This window comes from Pseudomonas cucumis, assembly GCF_030687935.1.
Classification (GTDB): domain Bacteria; phylum Pseudomonadota; class Gammaproteobacteria; order Pseudomonadales; family Pseudomonadaceae; genus Aquipseudomonas; species Aquipseudomonas cucumis.
Genome location: NZ_CP117454.1, coordinates 2,035,583 through 2,058,484, shown reverse-complemented (window position 1 = coordinate 2,058,484; position 22,902 = coordinate 2,035,583). Strand labels below are relative to the sequence as shown.

Below are 22,902 nucleotides of genomic sequence, written 5' to 3'. Positions count from 1 at the left end.
CCTGTGGGAGCGGGCTTGCCCGCGAAGGCTGCCTCACAGGCATCACACTTCCAACAGACAGAAACAAAAATGCCAGGCGCGATGCCTGGCATTTTTTTGTTCCCATCCAACGCGCGTTGGCGAATCAGAATGGCAGTTTCATACCCGGTGGCAATTGCATGCCAGCGGTCACGCCGGACATTTTGTCCTGGCTGTTGGCTTCGATCTTGCGTACGGCGTCGTTAACGGCTGCGGCGAATACCGCCTCCAGCATTTCTTTGTCATCTTCGCTCAGGCCTTCGACCAGGCTTGGGTCGATAGTCACACGCTTGACGTCGTGACGACCGGTCATCACCACGGTGACCATATCGCCGCCGGCTTTACCGGTGACTTCGGCGTTGGCCAGCTCTTCCTGCATCTTGGCCATTTTTTCCTGCATCTGCTGCGCCTGCTTCATCAGGCCGGCCATGCCACCTTTCATCATGGGAATCACCTCAAAAGTACTTGGATAAAAACAGCGCCCGGCGAATGCGGCCAAGCGCCTTCAGTTATTAGTCCTGACTGACCAGGGCCTCGACAGGTTCAATAGTATCGTGACGGACCACCGCCCCGAACTGCTGCATCATTTGCTGGATGAACGGATCGCCGTGGATCGATTCCTCGGCCTCACGCTGACGGTTGGCACGACGGCGGGATGAGGCCTGAGCCGGGGTTTCCTGCTCGGGCTTGATCAGCTCCATGCTCAGGGTCAACGTGCGCCCGTGGAGCTGGTTCAGTGCATCGTTGAGGCGACGTTGTTGTGTCGCGTTGAACAAGGCACTGTGGGCCGGGTCCAGGTGCAACAACCAATTGTCGCCATCGACGGCGATCAGCGTGCAGTTGGCGGCGATGCTGGCGGTCATGCCGGACACCGGCAGTTTCGGGAACAACTCCAGCCATTGCAGGGCCAGGCCGGTGGCCGGCATCGCGGCCGGTTCAGGTTCGGGTTCCGGCGCAGGTTCGGCGGTGTGCTCGCTGGCCAGGTCGTCGAGATAGCTATAGGCCGAATCCATGTCCGGCTCGATGTAATCCTCGTCCAGCGGCGGCTCATCGTCCTGATCCATGCCTGGCGTGGCGGCATCGACTTGGGCCACGGACGGTTCCAGGATCGGCGCAGCGGTCCATTCAGACGCGTCCGGCGCATCCGGCACCACACTGTCCGGCGTCGGCATGGGTATCGGTGGCAATTCGGGTTGTTCGCCAGCCGTTTCCAGCACCGGCTCGACGGCGGGATGCTGGACAACTTCAGGTTCTACCGGGTCGTTCCACGGCAGATCGACGACCTCTTCGACCGCTACGGGCTCGACAACAGGCTCGGGCTCAGGCGCGACGATGGGCACAGCCACAGACGCGACCGGCTCAGGCGCAGCTACCGGAACAGGGGCCGGTGCCACCACGGGCGCAACCGGAGCCGGTGTAACGGCCGTAGCGACTACCGGCGCAACAACCCGCGCGGCAGCCACTGAATTTGCGGAATCAACTGTGGCCTGGCTGATCCCCACTGTCTTTAGCGGTTGCCTCGGCGCGTCCTCGGTGTCTGCCGGCCGGAACGCGAGCATTCGCAGCAGGACCATTTCGAAACCGCCGCGCGGGTCCGGCGCCAGCGGCAAGTCCCGGCGCCCGATCAGGCCCATCTGGTAATAGAACTGCACGTCTTCGGCCGGCAATGCCTGGGCCAATGCCAGCACTCGATCACGGTCGCCATGGCCGTTGTCGACACCTTCGGGCAGGGCCTGAGCGATGGCAACACGGTGCAGCACATTGAGAATTTCCGAGAGCACGCCGTTCCAGTCCGGGCCTTGCTCGGCCAGATGACGCACGGCTTCGAGCAACGCCTTGGCGTCGCCTTCAATCAGCGCATGCAAAACGTCGTAGACCTGACCATGATCCAAAGTACCGAGCATGGCCCGCACATCAGCGGCCATGACCTTGCCTTCACCGAAAGCAATGGCCTGATCGGTCAGGCTCATGGCGTCGCGCATCGAGCCGTCGGCGGCGCGGCCCAGCAGCCACAGCGCGTCGTCTTCGAACGGCACGTTCTCGACGCTCAACACATGGGTCAAATGCTCGACCACCCGCTCCGGGGTCATGTTCTTCAGGGAGAACTGCAGGCACCGCGACAAAATCGTTGCAGGAAGTTTCTGCGGATCGGTGGTGGCCAGGATGAACTTGACGTAGGGCGGCGGCTCTTCAAGGGTTTTCAACAGCGCATTAAAGGAATGGCTGGAGAGCATGTGCACTTCGTCGATCAGGTAGACCTTGAAGCGCCCGCGGCTCGGTGCGTACTGCACGTTGTCGAGCAGTTCGCGAGTATCTTCGACCTTGGTCCGGCTCGCGGCGTCGATCTCGATCAGGTCGACGAAGCGGCCTTCATCGATTTCGCGGCACACCGAGCACTCGCCGCAGGGGGTCGAAGTGATACCTGTTTCACAGTTCAGGCATTTGGCGATGATCCGCGCGATGGTGGTCTTGCCGACCCCGCGGGTACCGGTAAACAGGTACGCGTGGTGCAGCCGTTGGCTGTCCAAGGCATTGATCAGAGCCTTGAGCACATGGGTCTGGCCGACCATTTCGCCGAACGAGCGCGGACGCCATTTACGTGCAAGAACCTGATAACTCATCGAAAACCGTCGCAACGAAGGAACAGAAGCGGCTAATGCTAGCGGAGCAAGGCCAAAATTGCATCCGGTGCGCTCGTCTATTCTGGCTAAGCTGCACTTTAAGGGCTTTTATTGGCTCAGGTTTGAGCCGTACCGGAGCGTTTATGCGTTTTGCCTTGGGGGCACTGCTGTTGGTCAGCCTGAGTGTCGCAGCCGCCGAGGCGCCGTTGCGCTTTGTCGTATCTGACAGCTGGGCCATGCCCATGGTGCAGATGGAGCGCGGTCGACCGACCCAGGGCATTCTGCACGACATCATGCTCAGCCTGGCGACACAGGTCGGCGTGCCGGCGCAATTTCATGTCTTGCCTCGGGCACGGGTGCAAAACGCCATGGAACACGGCGAAGTCGATGTGCGCTGTTATGTCTCAAAATCCTGGCTGCCGAATCTGTCCGGCAACTATATCTGGAGCGCTCCGCTGCTGGTTCAGCGCGACTTGCTGATTGGCCGGGGAGACTCACCCGACACGGTCAACCCGGCAGAGCTGCCGCAACAGTCGATCGGCACGGTATTCGGCTATAGCTACCCGACCCTGCAACCGCTGTTCGACGCCGACCGCCTGCACCGCGATGACGCGCGCAATCAGGAACAGGTGCTGGATAAACTCCTGGCCGGACGCTACCGCTATGCCGTGAGCAGCCAATGGACCCTGGACTGGTTCAACCAGCGCCTGCTGCCCGACCGACAACTGCAAAGCGTAGCGCTGGTACACGAACAAACCGTCGGTTGCTACATGCGCAACGACCCCAAGGTGCCTGTGCAACGCATTCTGGACACATTGCTGCAAATGAAAATGTCCGGGGAGATCGATGACATTATCCGGCTCTACACCGGCAACCCTGCTGCCAACCAGTAGCAGCTGCATGATGGCTCAGGCTGTCTGGCCGAGCATCTGCCATTGCGACGGGGCGACAAAACCCGCCACCCAGTCTGGCACCTCTCCGGGCGGCATCGGGCGAGCGATGAAGTAGCCTTGAGCGACTTCGCACCCCAGCCTCAACAGCAATTCGCCGTGCTCAAGGCTTTCCAGCCCCTCGGCAATCACCTGCCGGCCGAACGCCCGGGCCAGGCCAATCACCGCCGTGGTCAGGGCCAGGTCGTCACGATCATTCAGAATGTCACGCACGAACGACTTATCGATCTTGATGGTTTGGGTTCGCAAACGCTTGAGGTAACTCAGGGACGAGTAACCGGTGCCAAAGTCACCCAGCGAAAACTGCACCCCCAACGCCTGACAGGCCTGCAAACAGGCACTGACATGCTGGATATTCTCGATCGCCACCGACTCGACGATTTCCAGATCGAGCATCTGGGGGGCGACCTGGGCATGTCGAGCGAGTACATGCCTGAGCCGGTCGACGAAATCAGCGCGCTGAAAATGTCGCGCCGCGATGTTGATACTGACCGGCCAGCCCTGCCCCGCTTGCTGCCAACGGTGCAACTGCGACAGAACCTGGTCCATCACCCATTCACCAATATCGATGATCAGGTCGGTATCCTCCACCAGCGGCAAAAACTCCCGGGGTGGCACCATGCCATTCTGCGGGTGCTCCCAACGCAACAACGCCTCGAAACCGACGACCACGCCACGGCGCATGTTCACCTTGGGCTGAAAATGCAGGCGCAACTCACCGGCGACCAGCGCCTGACGCACCCGTTCGACGGTCTGGTGAGTGGCCTTGACCTCCTGATCCCGAGAGACATCGAATAGATGAAAGCGATTTCTCCCGCTCTGCTTGGCCACGTACATCGCCTGATCGGCATGACGCAGCAGGGTCTCGGCATCTTCGTTGTCATGGGGAAACAGGGTGACGCCGATACTGGCAAACACATTGATGTCCTTGCCGTGCAGCGTGTAAGGCGCCGAAATCGCCCCCAGCACGCGATTCAGCGCCGCGCGCAACTCCTGCAGATCACGCACATAACGCAGCACCAGCACGAACTCGTCACCGGCCAGTCGCGCCACCACATCTTCGCCGCGCACAATGTCGCGCAAACGCTTGGCCACTTCCACCAGCAACATATCGCCACTGGCGTGACCGTAACCGTCGTTGACCGCCTTGAAGCCGTCGAGGTCAAGCATGCACACCGCCAACGGAATGTTTTCATGCCGAGAGAATTCCAGCGCCTGATCCAGCAACTCCGAGAGGAACGTGCGATTGGGCAGCCCGGTCAGCACGTCATGCCCGACCCGCCATTGCAAGGATTGCAGCAGTTGGCGTTTTTCGCTGATGTCGAAACGAATCGACAAGTATCGGTGAACGCGCCCGGTGGCATCATCGAGCACCGGCACCATGGTGCTGTCGACCCAATACAGGCTGCCATCTTTGGCGCGATTACAGATCTCGCCCTTCCAGATATTGCCCAGGGCGATGGTGCGCCACATGGCGGCGAAAAAATCGGCGGAGTGCAAGCCGGAGTTCAGCACGCGATGATTCTGCCCCAACAGCTCTTCGCGGCTATAGCCGGACACGGCGCAGAATTGATCGTTGACGTAGGTAATCCGGCCGTCGAGATCGGTCTCGGAAAAAATCGCGGCGGCATCCACGGCCCTGCGGTATTTCTCATCCATGAGTCAGGCTCATTGTCGCTAGCGGTGGTACCGCTCGACCAGCGCAGGATGCCCGGAAGAGGTGTTTTGAGACGTACTGCGCAGAGACACGTTATCACTCCATGAACAGCATTTGATGGCCCCCCGGACCGCCTAAGATCCAGGGCAAAGTAACAACACCGACTCTGGTAATATTTCGCAAGGCTTCAGACCGCCAGCGGCCTTTGCGTATACCCGGCAGGGAACGCAATGCTGGCTGTTTCATATCGCCTAAACTTCAGAAAGCAGATCACCCAAAACCCTTCGAAGCGGCGATTCTACGAAATGCATCACATTTTGCAAAGCAAGGTGATGGATCATGCAGTTGCCTAATGCAAAAATCTATCGTTAAGTTCTTGATTCTAAATGGGAATTGAGCGATGCAAATTTCAAGTTTGGGTCCGGCCATCCGACGCTACCGTAAGGTCGCAGGGCTTACTCAGGCTGAACTCGGCGAAAAAACCGGTTTTGACCCCAAAACCATCAGTCGCTTCGAAACCGGCACCTATACCCCCAGCGTGGAAGCATTGTTTTTGCTTGCCGACGTGCTGGGCGTGAAGCTGAAAGCCTTTTTCGCAGATCTGGAAGACGAAGATGAACAGCGCGCGTACCTGTTCAGCGTCGTATACAAAGCCACCCCGAAGGATCTGGGAAAGCTGATCGCAGCGGTTGACCAGGCCTTGTCCAAGCCTAGTGCCAGTAAATGAAAAAAAGAGGCCGATCTGTCGAATGCGACAGATCGGCCTCCTTTTTTATTTCTTTAATTCGGAAACGACGAAACACCGCCCTGGATGAGCTCCATGGCAGGGAAAACAAAAACAGTATTTTTAAAAAGAAAACACGAAAGAGGGTCGTGCTGCGTTATGGAGGCAACCCCACCAGCCACACCCCGGCACACAATGTCACCGCTGCGGCTGCTCCCTTCCAGGCCTGACCGGGTTCACGGCTGATCGTTGCGGGGGGACCGATGGGGTCACCATAACGACGCTCACCTGACGGCGAGCCGCGCCATTGTACCTATCTGAGACGAAGTTACAACCGTTCGGGCGGATTAAAAAATATGAGCTGCTTCAAGGACATGCGCCGGCCTTTAAAAGATCGCAGCCTGCGGCGGCGCCCACAGGCGCGTAGGAGCTGCCGCAGCCTGCGATCTTTTGATCCTATTGCGCCAACACCTCATCCGCCCTTCCGCCTTCCTGCTGGATCACCAGATGAATGAAGTGCAGCTTGGCAATCACCGCCGGCGGCAGGACGAACGGATAGAAATCCGGCTGACCCATGCTGCGTGACAACTCGTTGAGCATGCCGGCCAGTTCGATCCATGCGTTGACGAACGACAGGAACGCCGGGCCGCCGGGGTGCTGCGGGTCGAATAGCGTGCTGGGTGGAAACGGCTGGTAATCGAAGTCCATTTCCCGGGCACTCATGCCGAACCCCAGGGCAGTGTCCACCGCATCCATCATATGTAGGTAGTGAGCCCAGGTTTCGGCCCAGTCCTCCCAAGGGTGCATGGTGGCGTAGGCGCTGACGTAATGTTGTTGCCAGTCGAGCGGAGCGCCTTGCTGATAATGCCGCTCTAGCGCCTCGGCGTAACTTTCACGCTCGTCGCCGAACAGGCCGCGGAACGGTTCCAGCCAATGACTGTTGGCGACCAAACGGTCCCAGTAGTAATGCCCTACTTCGTGACGAAAATGCCCGAGCAGCGTGCGATAAGGTTCGTGCATCTGCACGCGAACCTGTTCGCGATGGGCGTCGTCGGCCTCCTTGATATCGAGGGTGATCAGACCGTTGGCATGCCCGGTTGTCGGCGATTTGCCTTCGAGATCGATACCGATGAAATCGAAAGCCAGACCGATGTCTTCGCCCATGGATTTCGGAATGACTGGCAAGCCCAGACTGATCAGCTGCCCCACCAGACGACGCTTGGCGGTTTCCACTTTGCGCCAGCGCTCATGGTTCTCGGGGATCGACAGGTCGGGGATGGTGCGATTCAGGCTACAGGCGATGCACAACGCATCGTGATCATTGGCTGGCAGCAGCCAGTTGCATGCGGCCGGAGAGTCGAGATTGGCGCAGCGGCGGAACACACCGGCGTCAGGATCGGCATCGAGCAACCAGGTATCCGCTTGCGGGCCGGGTTGCAGCGAAGACAAGCGACTCTGCTGCGGCTGATAGCCCAGCGCCGCCGAACAGGCCAGGCACTGACTGTTGCGAAAGAACAGCGACTGCCCGCAGCGGCAATGCCAGACCTTGCTGTTGCGCGAACGCTCACCCATGAAGGGCGCGGCGATGCGTGAACTGAGCTGTTCGAAAAAGCGGTACATGGCGATCTCTCCCTGGGGCCTGCGAAGACTAGATCATTCTTGTACCGTGATCGTTCCCACGCTCTGCGTGGGAATGCCGCCCCGGACGCTCCGCGTCCGTTGTGACGCAGAGCGTCACGGGATGCGTTACTACGCAGAGCGTGGGAACGATCAACAGGTGTAGGCGCTGCCGAAGACTGCGATCTTGGCGATTTTAAACGTCGATACCGTGCTTCTTCAGAAACTCGACAAACGCCTCTTCATCCAACACCTTCAACCCCAGCTCATTGGCCTTGGTCAACTTCGAACCCGCACCCGGTCCCGCGACCACGCAATGGGTCTTGGCCGACACCGAACCGGCCACCTTGGCCCCGAGGCTTTCAAGCTTGTCCTTGGCGATATCGCGACTCATCAGTTCCAGCGATCCGGTCAACACCCAGGTCTGCCCGGCCAGCGGCAATCCTTCGACAACTTTCTTCTCGCTCTGCCAATGCATGCCGAAATCGCTCAGCTGCTTTTCGGCCGCCTCGGCGAGTTGACGGTTTTGCGTCACTGCAAAGAATTCCCGAACCGAGGTCGCCTGTTTCTCCGGCAACGCCTGACGCATGTCCAGCCAATCTGCATTCATCACCGCTTCAAGCGAGCCGAATTTGTCGGCGAGCTTCTGCGCCCCGCCCGGCCCGACCGAAGGGATGTGCAACTTGTCGAGGAAGCCGCCCAGCGTGGTACTGGCGGAAAATTCGGCACCCAGCTCGCCCTGATCCTGAATCTGCAAGCCATGCTTGAGCAGATCCTTGATCACCTGCCGGTTATGCGCATCTTCAAAGAAGCTGTGAATCTCGTGAGCCACTTCCAGCCCGACATCCGGCAAGTACGTGAGTACGTGCGGCAATGCTTGCTGAACCCGCTCCAGCGAGCCGAGAGAACGCGCGAGGACCTTGGCCGTCTCTTCGCCGACATCGGGAATGCCCAAGGCGTAGATGAACCGCGCCAGGCTCGGCTGCTTGCTGTCTTCGATAGCGCCGAGCAGGTTCTTGCTCGACAGTTCGGCAAAGCCTTCCAGATCGACGATCTGCTCGAACGTCAGGGCATAGAGATCGGCCGGCGAACTCACCAGGCCTTCATCCACCAATTGCTCGACGCTCTTCTCGCCCAGCCCTTCGATGTCCATGGCGCGGCGCGATACGAAGTGAATGATTGCTTGCTTGAGTTGCGCGCCACAGGCCAGACGGCCGACGCAGCGATACACCGCGCCTTCGCTGATGGTCTCACGACCCTTGCTGCGCTTGACCAGTTGCGTGCGCTCGACATGGGAGCCACATACCGGGCACTGCTGGGGAATCTGCACCGGCCGGGCATTCTCCGGACGGCGTCCGGCAACCACTTGCACCACTTGCGGAATCACATCACCGGCACGACGGATGATGACCGTGTCGCCGATCATCAGGCCCAGGCGCGCGACTTCATCCATGTTGTGCAGGGTCGCGTTGGCCACGGTGACCCCCGCGACCTTGACCGGTTTCAAGCGTGCCACCGGCGTCACGGCACCGGTGCGACCGACCTGAAACTCCACATCGAGCAACTCGGTGAGTTCTTCCATCGCCGGGAATTTATGCGCGATGGCCCAACGCGGTTCGCGGGCACGGAAACCCAACTCGCGCTGGGAGGCAATGCTGTTGACCTTGAACACCACGCCGTCGATTTCATAGGGCAGCGCATTGCGGCGTTCGCCGATGTCGCGGTAGTAATCCAGGCACTCATCGATGCCACGAGCCGATTTCAACTCATGACTGATCGGCATACCCCAGGCTTTGAGTTGCTGCAGATTGCCAATGTGCGTGTCGGCGATATCCGCAGAAATCTGGCCGATGCCGTAGCAGCAGAATTCCAGCGGACGGTTGGCGGTGATCTTTGAATCCAGCTGCCGCAAGCTACCTGCCGCTGCGTTACGCGGGTTGGCGAAGGTCTTGCCGCCCATTTCCAGTTGCGTGGCGTTGAGCCGCTCGAAACCGGCCTTGGACATGAACACTTCGCCGCGCACCTCCAGGGTCGCCGGCCAGCCGCTGCCATGCAGCTTGAGCGGGATATTGCGCACGGTGCGCACGTTGACGCTGATGTCTTCGCCCGTGGTGCCATCGCCGCGAGTGGCGCCGCGCACCAGCATACCGTCCTGATACAGCAGGCTGACCGCCAGGCCATCGAGCTTGGGTTCGCAGCTGTATTCCACCGCTGCGCCGGCGCCGAACAGGTCGCCGACCGGCAGGTCCAGCCCTTCCGTCACCCGGCGATCGAACTCGCGCATGTCGGTTTCTTCGAAGGCGTTGCCAAGGCTGAGCATCGGCACTTCATGACGCACCTGGGTGAACGCTGACAGCGCCGCACTACCGACACGCTGGGTCGGCGAGTCACTGGTGATCAGTTCGGGATGGGCTGCTTCGAGCGCCTTGAGCTCATGGAACAAGCGATCGTATTCGGCGTCCGGAATGCTCGGTTCATCCAGCACGTGATAGCGATAGTTGTGCTGATCGAGCTCGGCGCGCAGCTCTAGAATGCGGGTTTCGGCGGCAGTCATGGGTGTTCTCTCATAAAGCAAAAGAGCAGCCGAGGCTGCTCAATCTGTTGATGCTGTACAAATCATTGTAGGAGCCAGCGGTACGGCAAACCTGGCTCCTACAGATCAACGCTTCTGGGTCAATGCGCGGCGTTCAAACTCGACGATACGCTGACGGTAGTGCTCAATCGTCTGGGCGGTCAGCACGCTGCGCTGGTCGTCTTTCAGCTCGCCGTTCAGCTCCTGAGACAGTTTACGCGCCGCCGCCACCATCACGTCGAAGGCTTGCTTCGGATGACGCGGGCCTGGCAGACCGAGGAAGAAGCTCACCGCCGGAGTGCTGAAATGATCGATATCGTCCAGATCGAAGACGCCCGGCTTGACCGCGTTGGCCATCGAGAACAGCACTTCGCCGTTACCAGCCATGCTTTCGTGGCGGTGGAAAATGTCCATCTCGCCGAAACGCAGACCGCTTTCCAGAATGTTCTGCAACAGCGCCGGGCCCTTGAAGCCGGCCGGGTCGCGGCAGATCACGCTGATTACCAGCACTTCTTCGGCTTGTGGCTGCTCTTTGTCGGCAGGGCTGGCGGACTTGGTGTCATCCGGGAAATCGTCACGGCTGCTGAAGCTCGGGCCGCCGTCCAGGTCCAGGCTGAGGTTCATATCGCCTTGCGACGGCTCGCCATGGCCACGCTTGCCGCGCTTGGAACCCGACTCGCGAGGTTCACGGGCAGGCATGCTCACCGACGGCAGATCGTGCTCATCCAATTGCGGTTCTTTATGGGTATCCAGTACCCGGGGCGGGCCCAACAGCTCGGCGCTGGTGTCCTCGTCCGGCAGATTGGACAAACTTCGGTCAAGACGGAATTTCAGTTTTCCCTTGCCGCCGCGCATGCGACGCCAGCCATCGAAAAGAATACCGGCAATGACAATAATGCCGATGACGATCAGCCACTCGCGCAGACCGATTTCCATGTAATCCCGTGCCTCTATAAAAAATGCTGAAAAATAAGGGGTTTACATTGTGCAAACCGCTTTAAAACGTGGCGCCAACTCTATGTTCTGACAGGCGTTTTGCCCACGTATACGAAAAATTGACATTAAACTAGCACGACCAAAGGCAACTTTACACCGTCTGTCACAGTGGCTTGCGCGAATTGTGTCGATTGGCCAGCAAGTCAAGGCAGGTAAAAAGCCCTACAGCTCAAAAATTACTTGCCCTACACGCAATGACTCAGGCGTCCACCATGGCCATCGCCTCCTCCACATCCACTGCCACCAGACGCGAGCAACCGGGTTCGTGCATCGTCACCCCCATCAATTGATCGGCCATTTCCATGGCGATCTTGTTGTGGGTGATGTAGATGAACTGCACCGACTGCGACATTTCTTTGACCAGCCGTGCGTAGCGTCCAACGTTAGCGTCATCCAATGGCGCGTCAACCTCATCGAGCATGCAGAACGGCGCCGGGTTCAACTTGAAGATGGCAAATACCAGGGCCAATGCGGTCAGGGCTTTTTCGCCACCGGAGAGCAAATGGATGGTGCTGTTCTTCTTTCCTGGCGGCTGCGCCATGATCGTTACCCCTGTATCGAGTAGATCTTCGCCCGTCAGTTCCAAATACGCGCGTCCTCCGCCGAAAACTTTTGGGAAAAGGGCCTGTAAACCGCCATTGATCTGATCAAAGGTATCTTTGAAACGGTTTCGGGTTTCCTTGTCGATCTTGCGAATCACGTTCTCGAGCGTATCCAGCGCTTCCACCAGATCGTCATTCTGAGCGTCCAGATAACGTTTGCGCTCCGATTGTTGCTGGTATTCATCGATGGCCGCGAGGTTGATCGCGCCGAGGCGCTGAATCCGCGCGGCAATGCGCTCGAGCTCTTCTTCGGCGTCTTTCTCGTTGGCGCCGGCCAGCAGCGTGGCGAGCACGCCGTTGAGATCGTAGCCGTCCTCGAGCAATTGATCCTGCAGGGTCTTGCGTCGCACCGTCAACGCTTGCCATTCCATGCGCTGCTGTTCGAGTTGGCTGCGAATCAACTGGGATTGCTGCTCAGCCTGGGTCCGGCGTTTTTCGGCATCGCGCAGTTCGCGGTCGGCGTCTTCCATGGCGATTTGCGCGGTCTTGAGTTCTTCGTCAACCGTCATGCGCTTGTCGAGCAGCTCTTCGAGCTTCAGCCGCAGCTCTTCCAGCGGTGCCTCGCCCTCTTCCAGATTGAGACTGAGTTGTTCGCGCTTTTCGGTCAGGCGCTCGGACTGCATTTCCAAACGCTCAAGGGCCTGACGAGTGGAATCGTGTTGCGCCTTCAGCGAACCGAGGCGCACCGCCAATTGATGCGCATGATCCTTGTGCTGTCGGGCTTCCTGACGCACCCGATCGAGACGTTCGCGCAAGCTGTCGCGCTGGGCCAGCAGCAGCTCGCGCTGCTCGGTGTCCAGCGCCATGCTGTCGAGGGCCTCCTGCAATTGCAGGCGCGCTTCGCCGATGTTTTCGTGTTCCAGGGCGCGCTGTTCGGTCAACTCGGTAAGTTCTTCATCGAGACGGGTACGGCGCAGAGTCAACTGCTCGACCTTGGCTTTGCCGGCGGACAGCTGGGCTTTCAATTCGCCTTGCTGACGCGCTTCGTCTTGCAGCAAACGGCGCAAATGTTCGCGGCCGTTTTCCTGCTGGCGCTGTTGCGCCCTGAGATTCTGAAGTTGGGTTTCCAGGGTTTCGACCGTGGCTTCGCGCTCTTCGCGCTCAAGGCCCAAACGCTGGATTTCCTGGCCACGGGCGAGTACACCGCTTTCCGCTTCGCTGGCCCGGCGCACACGCAAAAAGTGTCGACCGACCCAGTAACCGTCGCGACTGATCAGGCTTTGCCCGGCGGCCAATTGCCCACGCAAGACCAAGGCTTGCTCAAGGCTGTCGACCGGTTTGACCTGCCCCAGCCATGGCGACAAATCAATCTGCGCCTCGACCTTGTCGAGCAAACTGCCAGGCATGCGCACGCCATCGACGGCCGGGCTGAGCAGGCGCAAATCGCCTTGGGCAAACCCGGCCAGATCGAAATCACCGAAGTCATCCACCAGCACCGCTTGCAGGTCGGCACCGAGCACGGTTTCCACCGCCAGTTCCCAACCGGCCTCGACCTTCAGGCCTTCGGCCAGACGCGGACGATCCGCCAGATGCTGTTCGCGCAGCCATTCGGCAGTGCCGGTACCGGGATCGAGCGCGGCTTGCTGCAAGGCTTCCAACGACGCCAGTCGACCGTTGAGCCGCTGCAAATCACCTTGGGCTTGCTGCTGGGCCGAAAGCGCTTGCTGCAACTCCTGACGCAGTTGCTCGAGGCGTTCGACTTGTGCTTCTTCACTGGCCTGCAAGTCTTCGAGCGTGGCCTCGGACGCGGCCAACTGCTCGCTGAGCTCTCTGATCGCCGCGTCTTCGGGATCCGCTGACAGCAACGCACGTTCTTCGCCAAGACGCTTCTGGCGATCGGCCAAACGCTCCATGCTGGTTTCCAGCTGCTGGATCCGTGATTGTTGAACTTCAGACTGACGGCGTGGCTCGGCGGCGGTGAGGTTGAAGGTGTCCCACTGCTCCTGCCAGGCATGCATGGTGGTTTCGGATTCTTCGAGCGCGGCAGCGGCTTCTTCGGCGGCGGCGCTGGTGACTTCCTGTTCCGGCGTGAGCATGTCCAGCTCTTCGCCCAAGGTCAGCAGCAAGGTGCGGTCGTGGCCCAAGTGCGACTCGGTTTCCAGCCGCGCGCGTTCGGCTTCCTTCAGGTCGTCCTGCAACTGACGCAAACGCTGCTGACCGTGCTGGATGCTCTGTTCGACCCGGGCAATATCACCGCCGACCGAATAGAAACGCCCTTGCACCAAATTGAAGCGTTCGGACAGATCGTGATGACCGTCGCGCAGGCGTTCGATGGCCGCGTCAGCATTGCGTTGCTCGGCCACCAGGGCTTCGAAGGTGACTTCCTGCGTACCGATGATCGACTCGCGCTGGCCGACCTGTTCGTTCAACGCCTGCCAGCGCAGGGCCGACAGCTGGGCCTTGAGCTGACGCTCTTCGCCTTTGTATTCCTGATACTTCTTGGCGGCCTCGGCCTGGCGGTGCAAGCGTTCAAGCTGACGCTCGAGCTCTTCGCGCAGGTCGGTCAGGCGGGCAAGGTTTTCGTGGGTGCGGCGGATACGGTTTTCAGTCTCGCGCCGACGCTCCTTGTACTTGGAAATACCGGCCGCTTCTTCGATGAAGTTGCGCAGGTCTTCAGGCTTGGACTCGATCAGCTTGGAGATCATCCCCTGCTCGATAATCGAATAGCTGCGCGGGCCGAGGCCGGTGCCCAGAAAGATGTCGGTGATGTCTCGGCGACGGCATTTGGCGCCGTTGAGGTAGTAGGTGGTCTGACTGTCGCGGGTCACTTTGCGGCGAATGGAAATTTCCGCATAGGCGGCCCATTCGCCGAGCAGGGTGCCGTCGGAGTTATCGAACACCAGCTCAATGCTGGCCTGACTCACCGGTTTACGGCTGGTCGAGCCATTGAAGATGACGTCGGTCATCGACTCGCCGCGCAAGTTCTTGGCCGAGCTCTCGCCCATCACCCAACGCACGGCGTCGATGATGTTCGACTTGCCGCAACCATTGGGTCCGACCACCGCCGCCATGTTACTGGGGAAGTTTACCGTGGTCGGATCGACGAAGGATTTGAACCCCGCCAGTTTGATGCACTTGAGCCGCACGCTTAAGCGACCGTCAGGGCAGAAATCACCAGATCGCAACTGCGCTGGGCATACGCCGTCAGCACCACGCGGATCTGCGCAAAGTCACGGGCCAGCACGGCAGCGAGCAGGCGTTCGAACAGCTCCAAAAACTCGCTCATCGAGGCCTTGCGCTGATCCAGTGCGAGGAAATACGCACGGCTCATGGCCGGCTGCAAATTCTCGACGGTTTCCTGCAAGTACGGGTTATTGGCGAACGGATAAGCAGCGCGCATCACACTGAAGCTGTCGTCGACGAATGTGCGGATGTCCTGACGCTCGTAGCTGTCGGTCAGGCGCTGCTGGATCTGCACGAACGGCGCCATGTCGGCCTGCACTTGCCAGCCGCTGGCCACGGCGTTGCCGAGCAGAATGTACAACTCGCTCATCAGCGTGCACAGGCTCTGTACCTTGTGCGCCGTGAGTTCGGTCACATGGGCGCCTCGTCGCGGCAAAATCGCGATCAGGTGGCGGCGCTCGAGAATCAGCAAGGCCTCACGGACTGAACCGCGGCTGACATTGAGCGCCAGCGTGACCTTCTGTTCCTGAATGCGCTCCCCCGGCTTCATTTCGCCGCGAATGATACGTTCGGCGAGGTGGTGAGCGATTTGCTCGGCGAGGCTGTCCGGCGCCTTGAACGTCATGGTTGTCCTTCAAACTCTTCGATCTGCACAAGCGGCGCAGTGTAGCGCAATTGATGGGTCATGGCGGAGTGCCCACCCAGCGGTTTTTGGCACGATTCACGCAAAAGGCAAGCTATCCCGTGAGGGTCAATAATGAAGGAACGAGTTGTTGATCGACAAAATGCCATTTCCTGACCTTTAAGTCAGAAAATCATTGACCGAAAAGTCAGACCTGATAAATTCGGCTCATGTCGGTTAACAACAATAATGAGTTTGCGAGGCCTTCCGTGATCCAGTTTTTACTAAACCAGGAACTCCGTAGCGAGCACGCCCTGGACCCGAACCTGACCGTGCTCAATTACCTGCGCGAACATGTGGGCAAACCCGGCACCAAAGAAGGCTGCGCCAGCGGCGACTGTGGCGCCTGCACCGTGGTGGTCGGCGAGTTGCAGACGGACGACGATGGCCGCGAACACATCCGCTATCGCAGCCTCAACTCGTGCCTGACCTTTGTTTCGTCGCTGCACGGCAAGCAACTGATCAGCGTCGAAGACCTCAAGCACCAAGGCGAACTGCACAGCGTGCAAAAAGCCATGGTCGAGTGCCACGGTTCGCAGTGCGGCTTCTGCACGCCGGGCTTCGTGATGTCGCTGTTCGCGCTGCAAAAGAACAGCGACGAGCCCGACGCCCATAAAGCCCACGAAGCGCTAGCCGGCAACCTCTGCCGCTGCACCGGCTATCGGCCGATCCTGGCCGCCGCGGAGCAATCGTGCTGCGGCAAACAACCGGACCAGTTCGATGCGCGAGAAGCGGATACCATCGCTCGCCTGAAAGCCATCGCCCCCACCGACATCGGCGAACTCAACAGTGGCGACAAACGCTGCCTGGTGCCGTTGACCGTGGCCGATCTGGCCGACCTCTACGACGCTTATCCACAGGCTCGCCTGCTGGCCGGTGGCACCGACCTGGCGCTCGAAGTCACCCAGTTCCACCGCACCTTGCCGGTGATGATCTACGTCGGCAACGTTGCCGAAATGAAACGCATCGAACGCTTCGACGATCGCCTGGAAATCGGCGCCGCCACTGCCCTGTCCGACTGTTACGACGCCTTGAAGGCCGAATACCCGGATTTCGGTGAATTGCTGCAGCGCTTTGCCTCCTTGCAGATCCGCAACCAGGGCACTTTGGGCGGCAACATCGGCAACGCCTCGCCGATTGGTGACTCGCCACCCCTGCTGATCGCCCTCGGCGCGCAGATCGTCCTGTGCAAAGGCGAAACCCGCCGCACCATGGCGCTGGAAGATTACTTCATCGATTACCGGGTCACCGCGCGTCAGGAAAGCGAGTTCATCGAAAAGATCATCGTGCCGCGCGCCAGCGTTGAACAACTGTTCCGCGCCTACAAGGTATCCAAGCGTCTGGACGATGACATTTCCGCCGTTTGTGCAGCGTTCAACCTGCGCATCGACCATGGCGTAGTCGCCGACGCCCGCGTTGCTTTCGGCGGCATGGCGACGATCCCGAAACGTGCGAAGAACTGCGAAGCCGCGCTGGTTGGCGCACCGTTCAACAACGCCACCATTGAACGCGCCTGCGCCGCACTGGCCGAAGATTTCACACCGCTCTCGGACTTCCGCGCCAGCAAGGAATACCGCCTGCTCAGCGCGCAGAACCTGCTGCGCAAATACTTCATCGAACTGCAAACACCGCACATCGAGACTCGGGTGACCGCTTATGTCTAATCATCACACTGTAGAGAAGACCCAAGCCGAACTGGCTGAATTGTTCGCCAAGGACCTGACCACCGGAGTCGGTCGCAGCGTCAAGCACGACAGCGCCGACAAGCACGTGTCCGGTGAAGCGCAGTACATCGACGATCGGCTGGAATTCCCCAATCAGCTGCACGTTTACGCACGGCTGTCGGACCGCGCCCACGCGAAAATCATCAGCATCGACACCAAGCCCTGCTATGCCTTCGAAGGCGTGCGCATCGCCATTACCCACGAAGATGTGCCGGGTCTGAAAGACATCGGCCCACTGTTGCCGGGCGACCCGTTGCTGGCCATCGATGACGTGCAATTCGTCGGTCAACCGGTACTGGCCGTGGCGGCGAAAGACCTGGAAACCGCGCGCAAAGCAGCCATGGCCGCGATCATCGAATACGAAGATTTGGAACCGGTCCTGGACGTGGTCGAAGCCCTGCGCAAACGCCACTTTGTGCTCGACAGTCATACCCATCAGCGCGGCGATTCGGCCACTGCGCTTTCTACTGCAGAACATCGCATCCAAGGCACGCTGCACATCGGCGGCCAGGAACACTTTTATCTGGAAACCCAGATCTCTTCGGTGATGCCGACTGAAGACGGCGGCATGATCGTTTACTGCTCGACCCAGAACCCCACCGAAGTGCAGAAGCTGGTGGCGGAGGTGCTGGACGTGTCGATGAACAAAATCGTTGTCGACATGCGCCGCATGGGCGGTGGTTTCGGCGGCAAGGAAACCCAGGCCGCGAGCCCGGCGTGCCTGTGCGCGGTGATTGCGCACCTGACCGGCCAGCCGACCAAAATGCGCCTGCCGCGTGTCGAAGACATGCTGATGACTGGCAAGCGTCACCCGTTCTACGTCGAGTACGACGTCGGCTTCGACAGCACTGGCCGCCTGCACGGCATTGCGCTGGAACTGGCCGGTAACTGCGGTTGCTCACCGGATTTGTCGGCATCGATTGTCGACCGCGCGATGTTCCATGCCGACAACTCGTACTACCTGGGCGACGCGACCATCAACGGTCATCGCTGCAAGACCAACACCGCGTCGAACACCGCTTACCGTGGTTTCGGCGGCCCGCAAGGCATGGTCGCCATCGAAGAGGTCATGGACGCGATTGCCCGGCATTTGGGCCTCGATCCGCTGGCGGTGCGCAAGGCCAACTACTATGGCAAGACCGAGCGCAACATCACCCATTACTACCAGACCGTCGAGCACAACATGCTCGAGGAAATGACCGCCGAACTGGAAGCCAGCAGCCAGTACGCCGAGCGTCGCGAAGCGATCCGTCGCTACAACGCCAACAGCCCGATCCTGAAAAAAGGCCTGGCGCTGACCCCGGTGAAATTCGGTATTTCCTTCACCGCCAGTTTCCTCAACCAGGCCGGTGCACTGATCCACATTTACACCGACGGCAGCATCCACCTGAACCACGGCGGCACTGAAATGGGCCAGGGCCTGAACACCAAGGTTGCGCAAGTCGTGGCTGAAGTGTTCCAGGTGGAAATGGACCGCGTACAGATCACCGCGACCAACACCGATAAGGTTCCGAACACTTCGCCAACCGCTGCTTCGAGCGGCGCCGACCTCAATGGTAAAGCGGCGCAAAACGCGGCTGAAACCATCAAGAAACGCCTGGTGGAATTCGCCGCGCGGCAGTACAAGGTCAGCGAAGAGGACGTGGAGTTCCACAACGGTCACGTGCGGGTTCGCGATCACATCCTCACCTTCGAATCGCTGATCCAGCAGGCGTATTTCGCGCAGGTGTCGCTGTCGAGCACCGGCTTCTACAAGACCCCGAAAATCTACTACGACCGCAGCCAGGCCCGTGGTCGGCCGTTCTACTACTACGCCTTTGGTGCGGCCTGCGCCGAGGTGATCGTCGACACGCTGACCGGCGAGTACAAGATGCTGCGCACCGACATTCTTCACGACGTCGGCGACTCGCTGAACCCGGCGATCGACATCGGCCAGGTCGAGGGTGGTTTCATCCAGGGCATGGGTTGGCTGACCATGGAAGAACTGGTGTGGAACGACAAAGGCAAACTGATGACCAACGGCCCGGCCAGCTACAAGATCCCGGCAGTAGCCGACATGCCATTGGACCTGCGGGTGAAGCTGGTGGAAAACCGCAAGAACCCGGAAGACACGGTGTTCCATTCCAAAGCTGTGGGTGAGCCGCCGTTCATGCTCGGGATCGCCGCGTGGTGTGCGATCAAGGACGCCGTGGCCAGTTTGGGCGACTACCAGCATCAACCGAAAATCGACGCACCGGCAACCCCGGAGCGGGTGTTGTGGGGCTGTGAGCAGATGCGGCAGTTGAAGGCGGCGAAGACCGTGGAAGCCGAATCCGAGGTAGTGGTTTGATCGTTCCCACGCTCTGCGTGGGAATGCAGCCCGCGACGCTCTGCGTCGCATTGTGAACAGCGGACGCGGAGCGTCCAGAGATGCATTCCCACGCAGAGCGTGGGAATGATCTTGAGAGGTGAAACATGTACAACTGGATCGACGCCCTCGCCGACCTGCAAACCCGGGGTGAACCCTGTGTATTGGTGACCATCATCGAAGAGCTCGGCTCGACGCCGCGCAATGCCGGCTCGAAGATGGTCATCAGCGCCACGCAAACGTTCGACACCATCGGTGGCGGGCATCTGGAATACAAAGCCATGCAGATCGGCCGCGAAATGCTTGCCAGCGGCCGACAGGACACCCATCTGGAGCGCTTCAGCCTCAGCGCCAGCTTGGGCCAGTGCTGCGGTGGCGTGACCGTGTTGCTGTTCGAACCGATGGGCCAGGTCCAGGCGCAGATTGCGGTGTTCGGCGCCGGCCATGTCGGTCGGGCGCTGGTGCCGCTGCTCGCCAGCCTGCCCTGCCGGGTGCGCTGGATCGACTCGCGGGAAGCGGAATTTCCTGAACAGATTCCCCACGGCGTGCGCAAGATCGTCACCGAAGAACCGGTGGATGAAGTCGACGACCTGCCCGCTGGCAGCTACTGCATCGTCATGACCCACAACCACCAGCTCGATCTCGAACTCACCGCCGCGATCCTCAAGCGCAACGACTTCGCCTATTTCGGCCTGATCGGTTCGAAGACCAAACGGGTGAAGTTCGAACATCGCCTGCGTGACCGCGGCTTCGACAGCAGCGTGCTGCAACGCATGCGCTGCCCAATGGGCATCGGCGAAGTCAAAGGCAAGTTGCCTGTGGAAATCGCCATCTCCATCGCCGGCGAAATCATCGCCACCTATAACGCGAATTTCGGCCAGCACACCGCCAGCGCCGGATCATCGATCGCCAAACTGCTGCCTGCTTCACGCCGCAGCCAAGCTTTGAACTGAAAAGCTTCGAACCACTTGAGAACTCACATGCCTCTGACTCGCAAAGCCTATCGCGCCGCCCTCCTGCACAGCATCGCCGACCCCGCCGAAGTGGGCATCGAAGCCTCGTACGAGTATTTTGAAGACGGCCTGCTGGTGGTCGATAACGGCCAGATCAGCGCCATCGGCCACGCCAGCGAATTGCTGCCGACCCTGCCGGCCGACATCGAGATCACCCATTATCAGGACGCCCTGATCACCCCGGGCTTCATCGACACCCACATCCACTTGCCGCAAACCGGCATGGTCGGTGCCTATGGCGAACAGCTGCTGGACTGGTTGAATACCTACACCTTCCCGTGCGAAAGCCAGTTCGCCGACAAGGGCCACGCTGACGAAGTCGCGGATATTTTCATCAAGGAACTGCTGCGCAACGGCACCACCACGGCGCTGGTGTTCGGCAGCGTGCATCCACAGTCGGTGAACTCGTTCTTCGAGGCTGCCGAACAGTTGGACCTGCGGATGATCGCCGGCAAGGTAATGATGGACCGCAACGCGCCGGACTACCTGACCGACACCGCCGAATCGAGCTACGTCGAAAGCAAGGCGCTGATCGAGCGCTGGCACGGCAAGGGCCGCTTGCACTACGCCGTCACCCCACGCTTCGCCCCGACCAGCACCCCGGAACAACTGACCCTCGCCGGCCAATTGCTGAGTGAATACCCGGATCTGTACATGCAGACCCACATCAGCGAAAACCTCAAGGAAGTCGAGTGGGTCAAGGAACTGTTCCCGGAGCGCAAGGGCTACCTGGACGTCTACGATCACTACCAACTGCTCGGCGAGCGCTCGGTGTTCGCCCACGGCGTGCACCTGTGCGATGACGAATGTGCGCGACTGGCGCAGACGGGTTCAGCGATTGCGTTCTGCCCGACCTCGAACCTGTTCCTCGGCAGCGGCCTGTTCAATCTGCCCATGGCCGAGAAGCACAAACTCAATGTCGGCCTCGGTACCGACGTTGGCGGCGGCACCAGTTTCTCGCTGCTGCAAACCCTGAACGAAGCCTACAAAGTCATGCAACTGCAAGGCGCTCGGTTGAGCCCGTTCAAGTCGCTGTACCTGGCCACCCTCGGCGGCGCCCGCGCACTGCGCCTGGAAGACAAGATCGGTACCTTGCAACCGGGCAGCGACGCGGACTTCCTGGTGCTGGACTACAACGCCACGCCACTGCTCGGCTATCGCCTGAAACAGGCCAATAACATTGCCGAGACGTTGTTTGTATTGATGACGCTGGGGGATGACCGGACGGTTCTGCAGACGTATGCGGCGGGGAATCTGGTGCATCAGCGCTAGTTTTCTCCAGGCATAAAAAATCCCCCGTAGCCGTACAGCCCGGGGGATTTTTATTGCCTGTCAGAAAGCCATCGCGGGCAAGCCCGCTCCCACAGGGTTCGGAGATGGAATGAAATCCTTGTGAACACTCCAGACACTGTGGGAGCGGGCTTGCCCGCGATGGGCGCAACACGGTCTGACTTAAAGCTTGGCTGTTGAACGCCCAGGCTTCTTGGTCTGCAACAAATGCGAAAACACCGCATGCAAATCATCCGACGCGCTTTCTTCGTCGAGGTTGAGTTTGCTGTCGATGTGGTCCATGTGATGCATCATCAGGTCCACTGCCAGCGTCGCGTCCCGCGCTTCGATCGCGTCGATCAACTGGGTGTGTTCATCATACGAACAGTGGGAACGGTTGCCGCTCTCGTACTGGGCGATGATCAACGAAGTCTGGGACACCAGGCTGCGCTGAAAGCTGATCAGCGGGGCATTTTTCGCCGCTTCGGCCAGTTTCAAATGGAACTCGCCGGACAGACGGATCCCGGCACCGCGATCGCCACGGGAAAAACTGTCGCGCTCGTCGTTGACCATCTGCCGCAGCTCGAGAAGTTGTTCGGCGGTGGCGTGCTGAACCGCCAATTCAGTGATCGCTCGCTCCACCAGACGCCGCGCCAGAAACACCTGGCGGGCCTCTTCGACACTCGGGCTGGCGACGACAGCGCCGCGATTCGGTCGCAGTAATACCACGCCTTCATGGGCCAGACGCGACAGCGCACGGCGAATGATGGTGCGGCTGACCCCGAAAATTTCCCCCAGCGCTTCTTCGCTCAACTTGGTGCCGGGCGCCAGACGCTGTTCGAGGATGGCCTCGAAGATATGCGCATAGACAATATCGTCCTGGGTACCGCTACGGCCGGCTTTGCCTGCTCGCGGTTGTTTCTTGAGGGGTTGCAACTGTTCGTTCATGGGCACTCGAGTCGGGAGAACTGCGGCGAATTGACCGTG

General features: G+C 59.9%; 15 protein-coding genes and 1 other RNA gene. 6 read left to right on the top strand and 10 right to left on the bottom strand.

Annotated elements, in window-relative coordinates:
* Positions 1-124 precede the first annotated feature (124 nt).
* Both PSH97_RS09375 and dnaX read right to left on the bottom strand, forming a co-directional pair.
* Complete coding sequence (locus tag PSH97_RS09375; RefSeq protein ID WP_007905413.1) at positions 125-463, bottom strand: YbaB/EbfC family nucleoid-associated protein; 339 nt, start codon at positions 461-463, stop codon at positions 125-127.
* A 67-nt stretch (positions 464-530) separates the two neighbouring features.
* Complete coding sequence (gene dnaX / locus PSH97_RS09370; RefSeq protein ID WP_305448948.1) at positions 531-2,639, bottom strand: DNA polymerase III subunit gamma/tau; 2,109 nt, start codon at positions 2,637-2,639, stop codon at positions 531-533.
* A 143-nt stretch (positions 2,640-2,782) separates the two neighbouring features.
* Here dnaX and PSH97_RS09365 point away from each other — a divergent pair, with 143 nt between their 5' ends.
* Positions 2,783-3,532, top strand: a complete 750-nt coding sequence (locus PSH97_RS09365) for a substrate-binding periplasmic protein (protein ID WP_305448947.1) — start codon at positions 2,783-2,785, stop codon at positions 3,530-3,532.
* A 15-nt stretch (positions 3,533-3,547) separates the two neighbouring features.
* Here PSH97_RS09365 and PSH97_RS09360 read toward each other — a convergent pair whose 3' ends face one another.
* A complete protein-coding gene (locus PSH97_RS09360) occupies positions 3,548-5,248 on the bottom strand; it encodes a putative bifunctional diguanylate cyclase/phosphodiesterase (RefSeq protein WP_305448946.1) in 1,701 nt (566 codons plus the stop codon).
* Between the two features lie 398 nt (positions 5,249-5,646).
* Between PSH97_RS09360 and PSH97_RS09355 the strand changes: the two genes are divergently transcribed.
* Complete coding sequence (locus tag PSH97_RS09355; RefSeq protein WP_305448945.1) at positions 5,647-5,973, top strand: helix-turn-helix domain-containing protein; 327 nt, start codon at positions 5,647-5,649, stop codon at positions 5,971-5,973.
* Positions 5,974-6,139: 166 nt separating this feature from the next.
* Here the strand turns inward: PSH97_RS09355 and ffs are convergent.
* The 6 genes from ffs to PSH97_RS09325 form a co-directional block, all read right to left on the bottom strand.
* Positions 6,140-6,236, bottom strand: an RNA gene (ffs, locus tag PSH97_RS09350) — signal recognition particle sRNA small type.
* Positions 6,237-6,426: 190 nt separating this feature from the next.
* Positions 6,427-7,590 carry a zinc-binding metallopeptidase family protein gene (locus PSH97_RS09345; RefSeq protein ID WP_305448944.1) on the bottom strand — a complete coding sequence of 388 codons (1,164 nt, stop codon included), beginning with the start codon at positions 7,588-7,590 and terminating at the stop codon, positions 6,427-6,429.
* A gap of 193 nt (positions 7,591-7,783) precedes the next feature.
* Positions 7,784-10,141, bottom strand: coding sequence for an NAD-dependent DNA ligase LigA (gene ligA, locus PSH97_RS09340; protein WP_305448943.1), 2,358 nt, complete (start codon positions 10,139-10,141; stop codon positions 7,784-7,786).
* A gap of 105 nt (positions 10,142-10,246) precedes the next feature.
* Positions 10,247-11,095, bottom strand: coding sequence for a cell division protein ZipA (zipA, locus tag PSH97_RS09335; RefSeq protein WP_305448942.1), 849 nt, complete (start codon positions 11,093-11,095; stop codon positions 10,247-10,249).
* 259 nt (positions 11,096-11,354) lie between these two features.
* Entirely contained in the window at positions 11,355-14,843 is a 3,489-nt protein-coding gene (smc, locus tag PSH97_RS09330) for a chromosome segregation protein SMC (protein ID WP_305448941.1), read from the bottom strand.
* Between the two features lie 2 nt (positions 14,844-14,845).
* Positions 14,846-15,505: a GntR family transcriptional regulator gene (locus tag PSH97_RS09325; RefSeq protein ID WP_052965425.1), complete on the bottom strand. Its 660-nt coding sequence runs from the start codon at positions 15,503-15,505 to the stop codon at positions 14,846-14,848.
* A 266-nt stretch (positions 15,506-15,771) separates the two neighbouring features.
* Here PSH97_RS09325 and xdhA point away from each other — a divergent pair, with 266 nt between their 5' ends.
* The 4 genes from xdhA (at position 15,772) to guaD (ending at position 21,918) form a co-directional block, all read left to right on the top strand.
* On the top strand, positions 15,772-17,226 hold the full coding sequence (gene xdhA / locus PSH97_RS09320; protein WP_305448940.1) for a xanthine dehydrogenase small subunit: 1,455 nt from the start codon (positions 15,772-15,774) through the stop codon (positions 17,224-17,226).
* Complete coding sequence (xdhB, locus tag PSH97_RS09315; protein WP_305448939.1) at positions 17,219-19,615, top strand: xanthine dehydrogenase molybdopterin binding subunit; 2,397 nt, start codon at positions 17,219-17,221, stop codon at positions 19,613-19,615. Before xdhA ends, xdhB begins: the two co-directional genes overlap by 8 nt.
* A gap of 125 nt (positions 19,616-19,740) precedes the next feature.
* Complete coding sequence (xdhC, locus tag PSH97_RS09310; RefSeq protein ID WP_305448938.1) at positions 19,741-20,586, top strand: xanthine dehydrogenase accessory protein XdhC; 846 nt, start codon at positions 19,741-19,743, stop codon at positions 20,584-20,586.
* Between the two features lie 27 nt (positions 20,587-20,613).
* Positions 20,614-21,918, top strand: a complete 1,305-nt coding sequence (guaD, locus tag PSH97_RS09305; RefSeq protein WP_305448937.1) for a guanine deaminase — start codon at positions 20,614-20,616, stop codon at positions 21,916-21,918.
* A gap of 180 nt (positions 21,919-22,098) precedes the next feature.
* Here guaD and PSH97_RS09300 read toward each other — a convergent pair whose 3' ends face one another.
* On the bottom strand, positions 22,099-22,863 hold the full coding sequence (locus PSH97_RS09300; RefSeq protein ID WP_305426131.1) for a GntR family transcriptional regulator: 765 nt from the start codon (positions 22,861-22,863) through the stop codon (positions 22,099-22,101).
* Between the last annotated feature and the right edge of the window lie 39 nt (positions 22,864-22,902).